The organism is Comamonas brasiliensis, assembly GCF_018292285.1.
GTDB lineage: Bacteria > Pseudomonadota > Gammaproteobacteria > Burkholderiales > Burkholderiaceae_C > Comamonas > Comamonas brasiliensis.
This window is the reverse complement of record NZ_JAANES010000003.1, coordinates 450,229-465,907: the sequence shown is the minus strand read 5'-3', so window position 1 is coordinate 465,907 and position 15,679 is coordinate 450,229. Positions and strand designations below refer to the sequence as shown.

Sequence of the window (15,679 nt, the reverse complement as noted above, 5' to 3'; positions counted from 1 at the left end):
GCATTCTTTGTTATGAGCTCCACACACTTCGGATTCCAGACTGTTGATGAAAGCGAGAAGGCATCGCGCGTACGCGGTGTGTTCGACTCCGTGGCTTCCAAGTACGACGTCATGAACGACGTGATGTCGGGCGGTCTGCACCGTGCCTGGAAGGCTTACGCGCTGATGGTGGCCAACCTCAAGGAAGGCGACAAGGCGCTGGACATCGCGGGCGGCACAGGGGATCTGTCCCTGGCTTTTTCCAAGAAGGTCGGGGCCAGCGGTCAGGTGGTGCACACCGACATCAACGAAGCCATGCTGCGTGTGGGGCGCGACCGTCTGACCGATAAGGGCGTGATCCTGCCCACGCTGGTCTGCGATGCGGAAAAGCTGCCCTTTCCCGACAACTATTTCGATCTGGTCAGCGTGGCCTTCGGCCTGCGCAATATGACGCACAAGGATGCCGCGCTCAAGGAAATGAACCGCGTGCTGCGTCCTGGCGGCAAGCTGCTGGTGCTGGAATTCTCCAAGGTGGCCAAGCCTCTGGAGAAGGCCTATGACTGGTATTCGTTCAAGGTTTTGCCGGCCATGGGCAAGATGATTGCCGGCGATGCCGAAAGCTATCGCTATCTGGCCGAATCCATTCGCATGCATCCGGGGCAGAAGGAGCTCAAGGCCTTGATGCAGCAATGCGGCTTTGGTCATGTGGACTATCACAACATGACGGGAGGCGTCTGTGCCTTGCATGTGGGAATCAAGTGTTAAGTGCGCCTGGTGCGCAGATTTGTAGCGACTTTCTAGAAGAAGGGAGATGAGATGAAGAAACTTTGGTCAATCGCCTTGGTGGCAATGCTGGTGGTGGCACATGGTCAGGCCGACGCCAAGCGCATGGGCGGCGGCTCATCGCTCGGCAAACAGTCGGGCAACGTCACTCAGCGTGAAGCTTCTCGTGCTCCCGCTCAGAATCCCCAGCAGGCTGGGCAGCAGAACGCGGCGCAGCAAAACCGCGCGGCTCCGCCCGCAACTCCGGCCGCTGCACCCAAGAAGCCCTGGGGCGCCATGTTGGGCGGCCTGGCCGCAGGCCTGGGCCTGGCCTGGCTGGCCAACTCGCTGGGCATGGGCGAAGCCTTTGCCAATATGCTGATGTTCGGTCTGCTGGCCATGGTGATCATGGTGGTGGTCGGCATGATCATGCGCCGTCGCAAGCCCGCGCCTGCCATGCAGAGCAATCACAGCCCCTTCGCCTTTCAGGGCGCAGGCAATCTGGGCGGTGATGCCAACGCTCCCCAGGCTCGCCAGTACAACCCTGAAAAAGTGGGCAACGATGCGTCGGCTCGTCCCTGGGAACAGAACCATATTCCCGAAGCCGCAGCAGCAGCCGGTGGCTCCATGATCGGCTCTGCATTGTCGGGTTCGCAGAACTGGGGCGTGCCCGCAGACTTCGATGCCGAAGGCTTTCTCACTGCAGCCAAGCGTAACTTCGTGACGCTGCAATCGGCCTGGGACAAGTCCGACATCACAACCCTGCGCTCGATGATGACCGACGAGATGCTCTCGGAAATCCGCAGCCAGCTGTCCGAACGCGAGAGCCAGCGTGCCGGTGAACCCAACCACACCGATGTGCTGATGATCGATGCGCAGTTGCTGGGCATCGAGGACCTGGGCAATGGCTACATGGCCAGCGTCGAGTTCTCCGGCATGATCCGCGAAGAGGCCTCGGCAGGCCCCAGCCCCTTCCGCGAAGTCTGGAACATGACCAAGCCCAAGAGCGGCACCAGCGGCTGGCTGGTGGCAGGCGTGCAGGCGCTGCAATAAAGCCATGGCTCGAACTGGCATGTCCCGACCCGGGACACCCAGCGAGAGCCTGGCCGGCCCTTCGCCTCGCAGCGAAGCCGCCGTCCCCTCAGGGCGAAGGCGCAAAGCGCCACAGGGGGGAATCAATTTCATGAATAATCGGGGACTATGGCAACACAGTCCCCTTTTTCTTTTCTGGGCGGTCTCGTCGAACGCGTGATGGCCGGCCCCCAAGCTCCCGAATGGCTGGTGAGTGAAATGCATCAGCGTCTGGTGCTTTTCCTCAACCATGTGCTGATGCAGGAAAAAGAGGCCAGGGATCGCCTCGTGCGCCAGAAAGGCCGTATTGCGCGCGTGCAATGGCGCCAGTACTCGGTCGCATTGCTGGTCACCCCTGCCGGCCTGTTCGATCTGGCTCCTGCGGAGGCGGCGCCCGATCTGATGCTGGAAGTCACGGAAACCTCTCCACTGTCGCTGGCCCAGACGGCCTTGCGTGGCGACAAGCCCAGCATTCGCATCGAAGGCGACGTGCAGTTTGCCGCCGAAATCAACTGGCTGGTGGATAACGTCAAGTGGGATGTGGAGGAAGACCTGGCCCGCCTGATCGGTGACGTGCCGGCCCACACCATCGCCAAGGTGGCTCGTACCGCTGCTCAGGGGCTGCGTCAGTTCGTCGGCGCACGCATGGGCGGCAAGTCCGCCTCTGCTGCCGATGCGGCTCATCCTGCCAGCACGGCCCCCGTGGCAGCCATGCCAGGCGCCGATTACACACAGCCATGAGCCGTTTTCTGCGAGGCTGGGCCATCCTCTGGGTGGTGTTTCGTTATGGGCTCGACGAGCTGGTGCTCTCCGGGATCCCGCATCCGCGACTGCGTAGCCTGCGTGGCGTGCTGACCTTCGGCCGCAAGCTGGACAAGCCACGTGGCGTACGCCTGCGCGAAGCGCTGGAAGAGCTGGGCCCGATCTTCGTGAAGTTCGGTCAGGTGCTATCCACACGCAGCGACCTGATGCCGCCCGATGTGGCCGAGGAACTGGCCAAGCTGCAGGATCGCGTGCCACCGTTCGATTCCCAGATCGCGGTGGACACTATCGAGCGTTCCTTTCGCAAGCCGCTGGAGCAGATCTTCATCAGCTTCGAGCGCGAGCCCGTGGCCAGCGCATCGATTGCCCAGGTGCACTTTGCCCGGATCCGCGACAAGGACGGCATCGAGCACGACGTCGCCGTCAAGGTGCTGCGCCCGGGCATGAAGTCCGTGATCGACAAGGATCTGGCGCTGATGCACATGATGGCGAGCTGGCTGGAAAAGCTCTCCCACGACGGCAAGCGTCTCAAGCCCAAGGAAGTGGTTGCCGAGTTCGACAACTATCTGCACGACGAGCTGGATCTGATCCGCGAAGCCTCCAATGCCGCGCAGCTGCGCCGCAATATGGAGGGGCTGGATCTGGTGCTGATCCCCGAGATCCACTGGGATTACTGCCATACCGACGTGATGGTGATGGAGCGCATGAAGGGCGTACCCATCAGCCAGGTCGAGCGCCTGCGCGAGGCCGGCGTGGACATCCCCAAGCTGGCGCGCGACGGCGTGACCATCTTCTTTACCCAGGTGTTCCGTGACGGTTTCTTCCATGCCGACATGCACCCGGGCAACATCATGGTCAGCCTGGAGCCCGATACCTTCGGACGCTACATCTCGCTGGACTTCGGCATCGTCGGCACGCTGACCGAGTTCGACAAGGAATATCTGGCGCAGAACTTCCTGGCCTTCTTCCGCCGCGACTACAAGCGCGTTGCCGCCCTGCACGTGGAAAGCGGCTGGGTGCCGGCCACGACACGCGTTGAGGAGCTGGAGGCGGCCATCCGCGCCGTCTGCGAGCCTTATTTCGACCGGCCTCTCGCTGAAATCTCGCTGGGCATGGTGCTGATGCGCCTGTTCCAGACCTCGCGCCGTTTCCAGGTCGAGATCCAGCCCCAACTGGTGCTGCTGCAAAAGACCTTGCTCAATATCGAAGGCCTGGGGCGCCAGCTCGACCCCAACCTCGACCTCTGGAGCACGGCCAAGCCGTTCCTCGAGAAATGGATGCTGGATCAGATGGGGCCGCAGCGTCTGTGGCATGAGCTGCAGGCTCAGGCCCCGCGCTACGCCAAGATCCTGCCCGACATTCCACGGGTGCTGCACCAGTATCTGTCCAGGCATGGCTCCGGCAATGACAGCGAGACCCTGCTCAAGGAACTGCTGCAGCAGCAGAAAACGACCAACCGTCTGCTGCAGGCTATCCTCTGCGGCGGTATTGGTTTCGTCATCGGTCTGGTGGTGCTGCAGGTTCTGCTGCGCATCCGCTTCTGAGCTTTCCCCTTCTTTAGAGTTCGAGGAGTGCCAGCGTGCTGCTCTCATTGGTGATCGTCTACCTGTTAGTGACCATCGGCATTGGTCTGTGGGCCGCCAGACGCGTGAAGAACACGGCGGATTTCGCCATTGCCGGCCGTCATCTGCCGCTCTACATGATCATCACCACCACCTTTGCGACCTGGTTCGGGTCCGAGCTGGTGCTGGGCGTGCCTGCCAAGTTCATCGAAGGCGGACTGCATGCGCTGGTGGAAGATCCATTTGGCGCGGGCATGTGCCTGATCCTGGTGGGCGTGTTCTTTGCGGCCAAGCTCTACCGCATGAATCTGCTGACCATCAGCGACTACTACCGCTCGCGCTATGGCCGGGCTATCGAGGTGGTCTGCTCGCTGATCATCATGCTCAGCTATCTGGGCTGGGTCTCGGCCCAGGTCACGGCGCTGGGTCTGGTCTTCAACCTGCTCTCGGGCGGTGTCGTCAGCATTCCCATGGGCATGACGATCGGCGTGCTCTCCGTGCTGGTCTACACCCTGTTCGGCGGCATGTGGTCGGTGGCCGTGACAGATTTCGTGCAGATGATCATTCTGGTCGCCGGCCTGCTGATCCTGGCATTTTTTGCCGGTGACATGGCGGGCGGTGCGGGCAAGGTGGTCGATCTGGCCACCAGCCGCGATCTCTTCAAGTTTCTGCCCGAGCCTTCGCTGCACGAAATCGTTTTCTTCATCGGCGCTGCCGTGACCATGATGCTGGGCTCGATTCCACAGCAGGACATCTTTCAGCGCGTGATGTCGGCAGACACCGAGAAGTCGGCCGTGCGCGGCACCATCATCGGCGGTGCCTGCTATGTGATTTTTGCCTTCGTGCCCATGTTTCTGGTGGCCAGTGCGCTCATCATCATGCCCACCGAAGCCACGGCCCTGCTGGCCGATGATCCGCAGAAGGTGCTGCCCACCCTGGTGATGGACAAGATGCCGTTTGCCATGCAGGTGCTGTTCTTCGGTGCGCTGCTCTCGGCCATCAAGTCCTGCGCCTCCGCCACCTTGCTGGCCCCCAGCGTGACCTTCACCGAGAACATCTGGCGTCAGTTCCGGCCCTACACCTCGGACAAGGACAATCTCAGGACCATGCGCATCAGCGTGCTGGTGTTCGCGGCCTGTGTGCTGGCCTATTCGATCGTCATGGAAGGCACGCCCATCTATGAGCTGGTCGCCAGCGCTTATCAGGTGCCGCTGGTGGGGGCCTTCGTGCCGCTGGTGTTCGGCCTGTACTGGAAGCGCGCCACCACCCAGGGCGCCATCAGCGCCGTGGCGCTGGGCATCGGTGTGTGGCTGATCTTCATGGTCACGCCCGCGCTCAACCAGGCTTTTCCACAGCAACTGGCTGGTCTTTTGGCTGCGGTCGTCGGCATGGTGGCAGGCTCGCTGCTGCCCCAGTGGATCAGCAACCATCACCGTGAAATAGAGTCCTTTGCCGAGATCAAGGCTTGAGGGCGCAAACCGGCGCCGCCGGGGCTTGCTTGCGCAGCGCAGCAAAACCAGGGGCGGCGCCTATAATTGAGGGTTTTTGCACTTCCCCCGTTTTTAGCGCTATGCCTATCTATGCATACAAGTGTGGTTCCTGCGGCCACGCCAAGGATGTGCTGCAGAAAATCTCGGACGCGCCGCTGACCGTGTGCCCAGCTTGCGGGGCCGAGGCCTTTTCCAAGCAGCTCACCGCTCCGGGCTTTCAGCTCAAGGGTTCTGGCTGGTATGCCACGGACTTCAAGAACAGCGGCAGCAAGCCGGCTGCAAGCACCTCTTCATCCAGTGACAGTGCCGCTGCACCTGCAGCAGCTGCAGCTCCTGCCCCCGCCAATTCCTGAGGCTTACCCACACTATGTCTGCATTGCGCAAGTGGCTGATTGCCGGTTTGCTGGTCATCGTTCCCCTGGTGATCACGCTGGGCGTGCTCAACTGGATCATCGGAACGCTGGATCAGACGCTGGCCATTCTTCCCGAGGCCTGGCAGCCCGACAGATTGCTGGGCATGCATATTCCGGGCTTTGGCGTTATTCTGACCTTGCTGATTCTGCTGCTCGTGGGCGGCATTGCCAGCAATTTCATCGGCCGCAAGCTGGTGGGTTGGGGTGATGCGCTGGTGCGCCGCATTCCCGTGGTGCGCTCCATCTATTCCAGCGTCAAGCAGGTCTCGGACACCGTGTTCTCCGACAGCGGCAACGCTTTTCGCACGGCAGTGCTGGTGCAGTGGCCGCGCGAGGGCGTATGGACCGTGGCTTTCGTCACAGGCCAGCCCAGCGGTGAGGTGGCTGCCCTGTTGCGCGACGAATATGTGAGCGTCTTTGTGCCCACCACGCCCAACCCCACAGGGGGTTATTTCGTGCTGGTGCGCAAGAGCGAATGCATCGAGCTGGAAATGAGTGTGGATGCGGCGCTCAAATACATTGTTTCGATGGGCGTGGTGGCTCCGCCAGACCTCGCACTGATCGAAGAATCCAAACAAACAACCTTGTCGCACCCCTAAGGTGCAGGAAGAATTTTCATGGCAATGCGTTCTCAATACTGCGGTCTGGTGACCGAAGCCCAAATGGGCGAAACCGTGACCTTGTGCGGCTGGGTGAATCGCCGCCGTGACCATGGTGGCGTGATCTTCATCGACCTGCGCGACCGCGAAGGCTATGTGCAAGTGGTCTGCGATCCCGACCGCGCCGAGATGTTCAAGGTGGCCGAAGACGTGCGCAACGAGTTCTGCGTGCAGGTCAAGGGTGTGGTGCGTGCGCGTCCCGCCGGTACTACCAACGACAAGCTCAAGAGCGGCCAGATCGAAGTGCTGTGCCATGAGCTGAATGTGCTCAACGCCTCCGTCACACCTCCTTTCCAGCTGGACGACGACAATCTGTCGGAAACCGTGCGTCTGACCAACCGCGTGATGGATCTGCGCCGTCCCGTGATGCAGCGCAACATGATGCTGCGCTACAAGACCGCCATCCAGGTGCGCAACTTCCTCGACAAGGAAGGCTTCATCGACATCGAGACTCCCATGCTGGGCAAGTCCACGCCCGAAGGCGCCCGCGACTATCTCGTGCCCTCGCGCGTGCATGACGGCGAATTCTTCGCGCTGCCCCAGTCGCCCCAGCTGTACAAGCAGATGCTAATGGTCTCGGGTTTCGACCGCTACTACCAGATCACCAAGTGCTTCCGCGACGAAGACCTGCGCGCTGACCGTCAGCCCGAATTCACGCAGATCGACTGCGAAACCTCCTTCCTGAACGAAGAGGAAATCCGTGCCATCTTCCAGCGCATGATCAAGGAAGTGTTCCAGACCCAGCTGAACGTGGATCTGGGCGAGTTCCCCATCATGACCTACCAGGACGCGGCCTTCCGCTTCGGTTCGGACAAGCCCGACCTGCGCGTCAAGCTCGAGTTCACCGAGCTGACCGACATCATGGGCGACGTGGACTTCAAGGTCTTCTCCACCCCCGCCACCACCAAGGGCGGCCGTGTCGTGGCCCTGCGCGTGCCCGGCGGCGCTGCCATCTCGCGTGGCGAGATCGACGGCTACACCGAGTTCGTCAAGATCTACGGTGCCAAGGGCCTGGCCTGGATCAAGGTCAACGAAGTGGCCAAGGGCCGCGAAGGCCTGCAGTCGCCCATCGTCAAGAACCTGCATGATGCTGCCCTGACCGAAATCCTCAAGCGCACCGGCGCCCAGGATGGCGACCTGCTGTTCTTCGGTGCAGACAAGGAAAAGATCGTCAACGACTCCATCGGCGCCCTGCGCCTGAAGGTCGGCCACAGCGAATTCGGCAAGAAGAGCGGCCTGTTCGAAGACAAGTGGGCGCCGCTGTGGGTGGTGGACTTCCCCATGTTCGAGCATGACGAGGAATCCGGCCGCTGGGTGGCCGTGCACCACCCCTTCACCTCGCCCAAGGACGGTCACGAAGACCTGATGGACACCGATCCCGGCAAGTGCATTGCCAAGGCCTACGACATGGTCTTGAACGGCTGGGAACTGGGCGGCGGCTCGGTGCGTATCCACCGCGCCGACGTGCAGGCCAAGGTGTTCGAAGCCCTGAACATCACGCCCGAGCAGCAGCGCGCCAAGTTCGGCTATCTGCTGGACGCGCTGCAGTACGGTGCGCCTCCCCACGGCGGCCTGGCCTTCGGCCTGGATCGTCTGATCACGCTGATGACCGGCTCCGACTCCATCCGCGACGTGATTGCCTTCCCCAAGACACAGCGCGCCCAGGATCTGCTGACCCAGGCTCCCTCGCCCGTGGACGAGAAGCAGCTGCGCGAGCTGCACATCAAGCTGCGCAACCCCATGGTGGTCACCACCGAGGCTTGATTGCCAAGCTCCCCGTGAACAGCGCCTGGTCGCTGTTCACCGCCGGGCGCCAGTTCGCGAAAGCGGCTGGCGCTTTTTTGTGGCTTTGAAATCAGGAGCTGCTTGCGCCTTTGAATCTTGAAATTCAGATGGTTTTCAATCTGAATTCAATGAATGAAAAGCGGTTGCAGCTATGAGTATTGATGGCTATCAAGCAGCAGGGCGACTCAGCCTGCTGTCATCCTGGCCGCGCTAATATGCTGCGATGGAAGTCAGGCCCTACAAGATTCCGCAGTCCGTGCTGGTCGTGATCTACCGTGAAGACGGGCAGGTGTTGCTGCTGCGCCGCAGCATTGCGGCGCCCGAGGGCGAGCCTTTCTGGCAATCCGTCACGGGCAGCAAGGACAGCCTGGACGAGGACTGGCATGAAACCGCCGTGCGCGAGGTGCAGGAGGAAACCGGCATCGACGCGCTGGCGCCGGACTGTTGCCTGACCGACTGGGAACTCGAGAACGTCTACGCCATCTATCCACAGTGGCTGCATCGTTACGCGCCGGGCGTCAGCTATAACCAGGAGCGTGTCTTCGGCCTTCGTGTGCCGCAGCGCATGAGCGTGCACTTGAATCCCAGGGAGCACACCGCACATGATTGGCATGATTGGCGTGAGGCAGCCCAGCGCTGCTTTTCTTCTTCCAACGCAGAAGCTATTTTGCTGTTGCCGCGCTTCGAGCCGGCGCTGGCCGAACGCCGGTGCAGGCAGCAGCCTTGAAACCATCAGTGCCTATGTCTGAAGTTCAGTTGTCTACACCGCCAGAGCCGCAGATCCTGCGCGTGGCCACCTACAACATTCACAAGGGTGTGCAGGGCCTGGGCCCTGCCAGGCGCTTGGAGATTCACAATCTGGGACTCGCGGTGGAGCAGCTCGATGCGGACATCGTCTGCCTGCAGGAAGTGCGCAAGATGAACCGCAAGGAAGAGCAGTACTTCGACCGCTGGCCCGATGTGCCGCAGGCCGAGTACCTGGCTCCCGAAGGCTACGAGTCTGTCTATCTGACCAATGCCTACACCAGGGATGGCGAGCACGGCAATGCGCTGCTCAGCCGCTGGCCCGTGATCGGCTACCAGCACGAGGACATCTCGGATCACCGCTTCGAGCAGCGCGGCCTGCTGCATGTGGAGCTGGACATCCACGGCAAGCGCGTGCATTCCATCGTCGTGCACCTGGGCCTGATTCCGGGCAGCCGCATTCGCCAGATTGCACTGCTGCAGCGCTTCATCGAGCGCGAGGTGCCGCCCAATGCGCCGCTGGTGGTGGCGGGCGACTTCAACGACTGGGGCAACCAGATCAAGCGCATGCTGGCGGGCTTCGGCCTGTTCGAGTACGAGGAGACGCAGGGCATTCTGACCTATCCCTCGCGGCTGCCGATTGCACAGCTCGACCATATCTATGTGCGCGGCCTGACGCCGCTGGGGCTGCAGGTGCCCAAGGGGCGCATCTGGTGGCGCATGTCGGACCATCTGCCGCTGATCGCGGAGTTCAAGCTGTAGCAGCCCTGGGCCCGGCCCTGTGCCTTCCCCTTTCTCGCCATCTCTGGCTCCGGGTGCAGGCCGATTGAGGGATTGCTCCTGAAACAATAGCTTCCGACGCCTTGTGAATCTGCTTCTGGATGCCAAATCCTTTGTAGCTTCGGGAAGTTGATTCACTGGTACCATCCTTGGATGTTCAGAGATCTCGCCGATATGAAAAAAGACAACCAGGCCGAAGGTACGCCCGTCTCGGTCAAGATCCGCGAGCGGCTGCAGGCGGCGAACAAGCGTTTCCACGCCAACGACAATATTTCCGAATTCATCGAGCCCGGCGAGCTGGAGAAAATGCTGGACGAGGTGCAGGAGAAGATGCAGGGCGTGCTCGACTCCATGGTCATCGACACCGTACACGACCACAACACCCGTGCCACGGCCCGCCGCGTGGCCAAGATGTATTTGAACGAGGTCTTCCGTGGCCGCTATGTGGCCCAGCCCGCGATCACCGAATTCCCCAATGCCGAGCACCTGAACGAGCTGATGATCGTCGGCCCGATCACCGTGCGCAGTGCCTGCAGCCACCACCTGTGCCCCGTGATCGGCAAGATCTGGATCGGCGTGCTGCCCAACAAGAACACCAATGTGATCGGCCTGTCCAAGTACGCGCGTCTGGTCGACTGGATCATGGGCCGTCCGCAGATTCAGGAAGAAGCCATCATCCAGCTGGCCGATCTGATCATGGACAAGACCCGTCCCGACGGACTGGCCGTGGTCATGGAAGCCTCGCATTTCTGCATGTCCTGGCGCGGCGTGCGCGAGATGGACTCCAAGATGCTGAACTCCGTCATGCGCGGTGCCTTCCTCACCAACTCCGAACTGCGCCGCGAATTCCTCTCGCTCATAGCAGCCCGTAAGTAAATGATCCCCCCTGAGTCGCTGCGCGCCTTCCCCCAAGGGGGACGATGCCCTAGCTGCGAGGCGGCTCTTGCTCGGCATCCCTCTGACGGCTGGTGCCAGTTTTATGAGGTTTTGGCCATAGCTGGCCAGGTGAGCAACTGAACTTTTCTTTTCAAAAGGCTGCGCGTCGCGCGGCCTTTTGCATTTTTGGCTCCCATGTCCCTGCAAGCGTTCACTCTCATCATTCTGGCCGGCCTGATTCATTCGGGCTGGAACATCGTGGCCAAGAAGGCGGGTGGAGATGCACGTTTTTCGCTCTACACCGCCATCTGCAACGCCGTCATCTGGCTGCCGCTGGGCTGGTGGCTGGGCAAGGATGTGGTGCCGGACTGGGGCTGGATGGAGTGGGCCTTCGTTACTGCCAGCGCCGTGCTGCATGTGGCTTATTTCATCGTGCTGCTGCGCGGCTATCGCGTGGCCGACCTGACGGTGGTCTATCCGCTGGCGCGCGGCAGCGGGCCGCTGATCTCCTCGCTGGTGGCGGTGATCTTTCTCGGTGAGCAGATCTCCACGCTGGGGGCTGCCGGCATTGCGGGCGTGGTGCTGGGCGTGTTTCTGATCGCGGGCGGCCCGCGCATGATTGTGGCCATCCGCGAGGGGCAGGATCTGGAGGCACGCCAGCGCGTGCTGTCCGGTCTCTACTACGGTCTGCTGACGGGCTTGTTCATTGCCAGCTACACGGTGGTGGACAGCTATGCCGTCAAGATGCTGATGATGTCGCCGATTCTGGTGGACTATATGGGCAATCTGATCCGGCTGGTGATTCTGGCGCCGCTGGCCGCCCGGGACTGGCCCGAGACCAAGCGCCTGTGGCATCTGCAGTGGCGCTATGCGGCCGTGGTGGCGTTTTTCAGCCCCATTGCCTATGTGCTGGTGCTGTATGCGGTGCAAAGCGCGCCCATCTCCCATGTCGCGCCAGCGCGCGAGGTGTCCATGCTGTTCGCGGCCCTGATCGGCGGCAGGCTGCTGGGCGAGGGCGACCGAGCCCTGCGCATCGCCGGGGCCATCATGATCGCCCTGGGCGTGACTGCTCTGGGGCTGGGTTGAAATGGGCGGATGTATCGCATAGGCTGGCGGCCGTTGCCGATGGATCGCAAGCCGCTGTTTTTTTGAAGAGACCTGACAATGCCGACCTGGGAAGTCCTGATCACATTCTTTGGCGTGGCCCTGCTGCTGGGCCTGAGCCCCGGCCCCGACAATCTGTTTGTGCTGGTGCAGTCGGCCCAGCGCGGCTGGCGCGTGGGGTTGTGCGTGGTGGCGGGCCTGTGCCTGGGCATTGTCGGTCACACGGCGGCGGTGGCACTGGGCCTGGCGGCCGTGGTGGCCGCATCGCCCATGCTGTTCACGGTGCTCAAGCTCTGCGGTGCTGCCTATCTGGCCTATCTGGCCTGGGGAGCCTGGCGTGCGCCCGTGCATGTTGAGGAAACTGCCAGGGCGCAGACCGAGCGCGATGTGCTGAGCTTGAGAGTCGCCATGCGCTGGATGGGCCGCGGTGTGGTCATGAACCTCACCAATCCCAAGGTGCTGATCTTCTTTCTGGCCTTTCTGCCCCAGTTCACCGACCCGTCACGCGGCAGCGTCGCGCTTCAGGTCATGGTGCTGGGCTGCGTGTTCATGCTGGCGGCCTGGCTGGTGTTCGGCTCCATCGCCTGCTTTTCGGGTCTGTTCGGTCAGCTGCTGCAGCGCTCGGCCAGCGCCCAGCGCTGGCTCAACCGCATTGCCGCCACCGTCTTCGGCGCGCTGGCGCTGCGCCTGGTGATGGTGCAGCGGTAGCGGGGGACAGGGCCTAGCGATGCTGGTGGCGAAACTCCTGCGTTTTTCCGCCGTATCCATAGGCTGCGGCACGCGCATCGATCAGATGCACATAGGAGACCTCGTGCAGCCTGGGCAGCAAGCCCGCCATGGCCTGGTGAACGGCTTCCAGATAGAGCGCTTTTTCCGCCTTGGTATTGGTTTCGTCGGTGATGCTGATGCCCAGGTAGAACGAGCTATGGCCGGTTTCGGCCAGGGTCCGGCCGTCGATCCACCATGCATCGGCAGGCACATACCGAATGGAAATGGCGATGAGCTCGGGCTGCTTGTGCAGGATGTCCCGGGTCAGGCGCGCAATCTGCGAGATGACTTCGCGGCCGAGCTGGGCATTGGCTTGTCCCGATAGCTGGATGTCGATATGTGGCATGGCATTGTCCCTGTATGGGTTGGTGAAGACAGCCTCATTCTGTGGACTCTCTATCCATTTGAAAAACGGAAAGATATGATTGATATATCCGGTTTTTCCGATGGATAGAACATGGCCTCTCTCGAAATTTCCCCGTTGAGAACCCTGATTGCGGTGAGCGAGGCCGGCAGCCTGACAGCGGCCGCACCCCGGTTGTTTCTGTCCCAATCTGCGGTCAGCGAGCAGATCAAGAAACTGGAGGACTGCGTGGGTCAGCAGCTGCTGCTGCGCAGCAAGGCCGGGGTGACGCCGACCGCCAGCGGTCTGCAGTTGCTCGAGCATGCACGCCGCATCACGGCCATGGCCGACGAGGCGCTCCTGGACTTGCGTGGAGAGTCCCTGCGCGGACGGATCCGCCTGGCGGTGACGGACTACTTCAAGCCCGGCCTGCTGGCCCGGATGCTGAAGCAGCTGGCGCATATCCATCCTGGCGTGCGCATGGAGGTGAGCGTGTTGCGCAGCGTCGAGGTGCACGCAGCCGTGTCTTCAGGCCTGAGCGATCTTGGCCTGGTGATGTCGCTGGACAGCGCACAGACGCAGCTGCAGCCCATGGGCTCCAGCGAGGCGCTGGTGTGGGCCAGTGCGCCGGGCTGGCAGCAGGCAGGGCCGCTGCCGCTGCTGGTGTTGCCGCAGAGTTGCGCCTTGCATCAGCTGGCAATCCGGGAGCTGGAAAAGCGGGCCATTGCGTATGAGATTGCGCATCAGGCCTCGGGCGTTGCAGGCCTGCAATCGGCCATCGCTGCAGGCCTGGGGGTGGCCTGCATCAATGCCTCGGCGCTGGGAGAGGGTGTGGTGCAGGTCCCGGCGGGGCTGAACCTGCCCGGCCTGCCCCGGGTCTGGTTTGGTTTGCTGCCGGCGAAAGGCGAGGAGCCGGAACTGCTGGGGCAGGTGCGCGCGCTGCTGCTGCAGCAGTGGTCGTTCTGAGCCAGGGCTCCTCCGGGCAGGCCGGTGCTAGCCCCAGGACAGCGCCGAGAGATCGTTCACAAACACCGGCATGTCCTTCCACAGCCCGCGCAGCTTCTTGTTCGCCACAGTCACCCATTGCGGGGTGTAGAGAAAGCCATGCACCGAGTCGTGGGCCAGCAGTCGCTGGGCATCGCCAAGCAGGCGTGCGCGATCGGCAGGGCGCGGTGTGCTCTTGATCTTGTCGAACAGCTCGTTGAACTCCTTGGACTGGTAGCCCCAGTAGTAGTCGGGCTTGGCGAAGTTGCCCAGATCAAACGGCTCGACATGCGAAATGATGGTCAGGTCGTAGTTCTTGTTGGTGTAGGTGCCAGACAGCCATTGCGCCCACTCCACGTTCTGCAGCTTGAGCTGGATGCCGATCTTGGCCAGCTGGGCCGCAATCAGCTCGCCGCCCTGACGCGCATAGGGCGCAGGCGGCAGCGTCATGGTCAGCGTCAGCGGCGTCTTGATGCCGGTTTCGGCCATCAGTGCCTTGGCTTTTTCCAGATCGAAAGGGTTCACGCCCGTGGTGTCCACATAGCCAAAGGCCGTGGGCACGTAGTAGCTGCCGATGGGCACGCCATAGCCGTCTGCTGCGCCGGCAATCACGGCCTTGCGGTCGATGGCGGCGGCAATGGCGCGGCGCACGCGGATGTCGTTCAAGGGCTTGCGTGCATTGTTGATGGCCAGAATGGTCTTGGCGCGCGAGTTGCTCACCACCACCTGAAAGCGGGCATTGGCCTTGAACTGAGGCACGCTGCGCGGCGAGACGCGCGGGAAGGCATCGACATCGCCGGCCAGCAGGGCGGCAACCTGCGCCGCGGGGTCGGGAATGAAGCGGAACACGGCACGCTTGATGCGAATGCCCGTGGCCGAGCGGTAGCCGGGCCAGGCGCTCAGCGTGACCGATGCGCCCCTGGCCCAGGCCGACAGCTGGTAGGGGCCGGTGCCCACGGGCTTGGCGGCATTGGTTGCGGCACTCTTGGGCTCGACGATGATGGACGTGGCCTGTCCCATCATGAACAGAAAGTCGGGGTCTATCTCCTGATTGCTCAGCACCACCGTGTGCTCGTCGACGACCTTGGTGCTCAGATTGGCAAAGGTGCGCTTGTCCTTGTTGGTGCTCTTGTCAGCCGCCGCACGGTCGAACGAGAACTTGACGGCTGCGGCGTTGAAGGGTTCGCCGTTCTGGAACTTCACGTCCTTGCGCAGGCGGAAGGTATAGGTCTTGAGGTCGGAGGAGACCTCCCAGCTCTCGGCCAGCAGTGGCGAAACGCTGCCGTCAGCGTTGATTTTGGTCAGGGTTTCGAACACGTTGTAGAGCACGACTTCAGCAATCGAAGAGGCGGCTCCGGCCGTGGGGTCGAGTCCTGGTGGCTCCAGGGTCATGGCCAGCGTGACACTGTCTTTTCTGGCCTGGGCGAGAGCTGGCCAGGTGGCGAACAAGGGCAAGCTGGCAGCCGAGCTGGCCAGCAAGGAGCGACGATTGAACATCAACAAAGTCTCCGATGGGGGCAGGCCGCAAGCGGCCCGCAAAAGCGCTGCAAGTCATCGCGGGGAGCGGACTTGTTTCCTATGCGTTTTTACACCAGTC

Annotated in this window: 16 protein-coding genes; 14 read left to right on the top strand and 2 right to left on the bottom strand. The window is 62.1% G+C overall.

The window, feature by feature from the left end:
* Positions 1–12 precede the first annotated feature (12 nt).
* From ubiE to DJFAAGMI_RS14725, 13 genes are all read left to right on the top strand, one after another.
* Positions 13–744, top strand: coding sequence for a bifunctional demethylmenaquinone methyltransferase/2-methoxy-6-polyprenyl-1,4-benzoquinol methylase UbiE (ubiE, locus tag DJFAAGMI_RS14785; RefSeq protein ID WP_043003481.1), 732 nt, complete (start codon positions 13–15; stop codon positions 742–744).
* 51 nt (positions 745–795) lie between these two features.
* Positions 796–1,794 (top strand): Tim44 domain-containing protein, encoded by a 999-nt coding sequence (locus DJFAAGMI_RS14780; RefSeq protein ID WP_211457700.1) that lies wholly within the window; start codon positions 796–798, stop codon positions 1,792–1,794.
* 147 nt (positions 1,795–1,941) lie between these two features.
* Positions 1,942–2,553 (top strand): ubiquinone biosynthesis accessory factor UbiJ, encoded by a 612-nt coding sequence (locus tag DJFAAGMI_RS14775; protein WP_003058478.1) that lies wholly within the window; start codon positions 1,942–1,944, stop codon positions 2,551–2,553.
* Positions 2,550–4,118: a ubiquinone biosynthesis regulatory protein kinase UbiB gene (gene ubiB / locus DJFAAGMI_RS14770; protein ID WP_211457699.1), complete on the top strand. Its 1,569-nt coding sequence runs from the start codon at positions 2,550–2,552 to the stop codon at positions 4,116–4,118. Before DJFAAGMI_RS14775 ends, ubiB begins: the two co-directional genes overlap by 4 nt.
* A gap of 35 nt (positions 4,119–4,153) precedes the next feature.
* Positions 4,154–5,605: a high affinity choline transporter 1 gene (locus DJFAAGMI_RS14765; RefSeq protein ID WP_211457698.1), complete on the top strand. Its 1,452-nt coding sequence runs from the start codon at positions 4,154–4,156 to the stop codon at positions 5,603–5,605.
* A 101-nt stretch (positions 5,606–5,706) separates the two neighbouring features.
* The gene (locus DJFAAGMI_RS14760; RefSeq protein ID WP_003058474.1) at positions 5,707–5,979 is read left to right on the top strand and encodes an FmdB family zinc ribbon protein; all 273 of its coding nucleotides are present in this window, start codon (positions 5,707–5,709) and stop codon (positions 5,977–5,979) included.
* A gap of 14 nt (positions 5,980–5,993) precedes the next feature.
* Positions 5,994–6,638 (top strand): DUF502 domain-containing protein, encoded by a 645-nt coding sequence (locus DJFAAGMI_RS14755; RefSeq protein ID WP_003058473.1) that lies wholly within the window; start codon positions 5,994–5,996, stop codon positions 6,636–6,638.
* Between the two features lie 18 nt (positions 6,639–6,656).
* A complete protein-coding gene (aspS, locus tag DJFAAGMI_RS14750) occupies positions 6,657–8,462 on the top strand; it encodes an aspartate--tRNA ligase (protein ID WP_039049630.1) in 1,806 nt (601 codons plus the stop codon).
* 244 nt (positions 8,463–8,706) lie between these two features.
* Positions 8,707–9,210, top strand: coding sequence for a dihydroneopterin triphosphate diphosphatase (gene nudB / locus DJFAAGMI_RS14745; RefSeq protein WP_211457697.1), 504 nt, complete (start codon positions 8,707–8,709; stop codon positions 9,208–9,210).
* A 14-nt stretch (positions 9,211–9,224) separates the two neighbouring features.
* Positions 9,225–9,989, top strand: coding sequence for an endonuclease/exonuclease/phosphatase family protein (locus DJFAAGMI_RS14740; protein WP_211457696.1), 765 nt, complete (start codon positions 9,225–9,227; stop codon positions 9,987–9,989).
* A gap of 171 nt (positions 9,990–10,160) precedes the next feature.
* On the top strand, positions 10,161–10,883 hold the full coding sequence (gene folE, locus DJFAAGMI_RS14735) for a GTP cyclohydrolase I (RefSeq protein WP_003058469.1): 723 nt from the start codon (positions 10,161–10,163) through the stop codon (positions 10,881–10,883).
* 195 nt (positions 10,884–11,078) lie between these two features.
* Positions 11,079–11,969: a DMT family transporter gene (locus tag DJFAAGMI_RS14730; protein WP_211457695.1), complete on the top strand. Its 891-nt coding sequence runs from the start codon at positions 11,079–11,081 to the stop codon at positions 11,967–11,969.
* A gap of 78 nt (positions 11,970–12,047) precedes the next feature.
* Positions 12,048–12,695, top strand: coding sequence for a LysE family translocator (locus DJFAAGMI_RS14725; protein WP_211457694.1), 648 nt, complete (start codon positions 12,048–12,050; stop codon positions 12,693–12,695).
* Positions 12,696–12,708: 13 nt separating this feature from the next.
* Here DJFAAGMI_RS14725 and DJFAAGMI_RS14720 read toward each other — a convergent pair whose 3' ends face one another.
* The gene (locus DJFAAGMI_RS14720) at positions 12,709–13,101 is read right to left on the bottom strand and encodes a tautomerase family protein (RefSeq protein ID WP_211457693.1); all 393 of its coding nucleotides are present in this window, start codon (positions 13,099–13,101) and stop codon (positions 12,709–12,711) included.
* Between the two features lie 111 nt (positions 13,102–13,212).
* On the opposite strand from DJFAAGMI_RS14720, the gene DJFAAGMI_RS14715 reads away from it, so the two are divergent.
* On the top strand, positions 13,213–14,064 hold the full coding sequence (locus DJFAAGMI_RS14715; protein ID WP_211457692.1) for a LysR family transcriptional regulator: 852 nt from the start codon (positions 13,213–13,215) through the stop codon (positions 14,062–14,064).
* A gap of 27 nt (positions 14,065–14,091) precedes the next feature.
* Here the strand turns inward: DJFAAGMI_RS14715 and DJFAAGMI_RS14710 are convergent, their stop codons facing one another.
* Positions 14,092–15,579 (bottom strand): ABC transporter substrate-binding protein, encoded by a 1,488-nt coding sequence (locus DJFAAGMI_RS14710; RefSeq protein WP_211457691.1) that lies wholly within the window; start codon positions 15,577–15,579, stop codon positions 14,092–14,094.
* Between the last annotated feature and the right edge of the window lie 100 nt (positions 15,580–15,679).